Raw genomic sequence first — 1,713 nt, forward strand, 5'->3', positions numbered from 1 at the left:
GGCTGCGGCCGAAATTGCCGCAGAGCTCGCCAGCAGTTGCCCGCTGGCGCCGGCCGGTGACGTCAACGCTTACACCCAGTGCCGGCAAACACTGTTCGGGCCGAGCCAGCTGCGTGCACACGTGGCGCCCATCGTGCTATGGGGCCGGCAAAACAAAAAAGACAACGCCACGCTGCGCCAGACCAACCTGACCCAGTTCGCCCCTGACGCCTGGACCGGCATGTATGCGCCGCTCTTCATGTTCAACGGCCGGCATACCGTGGAGTGGGTGGCCGACGAGAAGATGTTCCTGGTGCGGCTTGAGGCGGCCTTTCGCAACCGCCTGCCGCCGGGCCAGTTTCCTTATCCGTTCTGGCACGACGAGGCCAAATGGGCGATGTACGAAAACGCCCGCAGCATGATGCTATGGATCAGCCCCGAAACAGGCGTCATCAAGGTGGCGCAGTTCACCGACGTGGCACCCACGCCGCTGTTGCAACCKGTGCAGRCGGTGCAGCATGAAAAATACCAGGGCCCATGGCTSTGGACYGACGACAARGGYCACACSCAACCGGCGGTGACGCTGTTCGACGGSTTGTACCGGCCGGAAAACCCGTATCTGGGTAACGTCGACAAGCGCTACCGTGACCTGGCGCTGCAGATGCGCGAGTCGCAATGTGTGAACTGCCATGTACCCAACAACCCCGACAAGATGAGCCGCCTGGTGCTGCTGTCGACGCCCGCGCATGCCGCGGCAGAGGTGGACCGGTTGATCAAGGCCGTGCGCGAGGACCGTATGCCGATGGACGAGTTCAGGTTGAGCTACGCGCTCTCGGAAGACAACAAGAAATGGCTGCTTGAGAGTGCACTGGCATTCAAGGMAACCTTGACAGCTGCCAGGCAATGGGAAGACGAGGCAGCGAAGAAGACCGTGCAATCTGCAATTAACCCTTTGAAGGTGATCAAATGAATACTCCGTTGCTGTCACAAGTTACCGGTCGCCGCGCGGTTCTTCGCGGTGTGGTGGGCACCGCGGTTGCCGTGGCCTGGCAGGGCTTTCCCATGGTCAGCTGGAGCCAGCAGGCGGCGGGCCAGCTGGCGGGTGTTGATCGCTGGAGGCTGCTGATCAATGAGGCGGTTACGGCAGACCTCAGTATTTCGATGCTGGCCCTGCGCTACCGGGGGCTGGCCGACTACCTGGGAGGGCAGATCCGCAACAAGCAGGTGGTGGTTGATCCCGTCATCGACATCCAGAACTTCGTGCGCCAGGCATCGTCAGAGCAAAAGCCCCTCATGGTGTTCGGAAAATCCGTCAACCAGCTGTCCAAGCTGGTTCGCGATGGAGGTTATCAACCCCTGGTGCGCAGGCCCGAGCCCTACCAGGCTGCCTTTATCGTGAAGAACAGCTCGCCCATCAACAACATCGGGCAACTGAGCGGCAAGAAGATCCTGATGCCCGACGAATCGTCCGCCACGGTGGCGGTCGCGCGTGCCGAGATGCGCCGCCTGAATGTGCGCGAACCCTATATTTCCTACACACGCTATCAGGATTCCGTGTCGGCACAGGTGGCGGCAGGCCTTGCCGAAGTGGGTGCGGTGAATCCGACCATCGCCAGGAAATGGCAAGAGGGCGGAGGCCGTGTCATTGGTGAAACCCAGCCGGTGGTGAACTGGTCGGTGCTGGCCGCCCCCGGCGTGCCGGCGGACATGATCAGCCGCCTGCAGGACTCCCTG

Annotated in this window: 2 protein-coding genes; both read left to right on the top strand. The window is 62.0% G+C overall.

From position 1 onward, the window contains the following. Positions 1-949, top strand: a 949-nt coding sequence (locus AC1D1P_RS22555; protein ID WP_477674526.1) for a hypothetical protein, incomplete at its 5' end; no start/stop codon positions are given. Continuing rightward, positions 946-1,713 (top strand): phosphate/phosphite/phosphonate ABC transporter substrate-binding protein (locus AC1D1P_RS22560; protein ID WP_477674527.1); only part of this gene is annotated, 768 nt, incomplete at its 3' end. The genes AC1D1P_RS22555 and AC1D1P_RS22560, both read left to right, overlap by 4 nt.

This window comes from Polaromonas sp. P1_E1_2 (genome assembly GCF_056406035.1).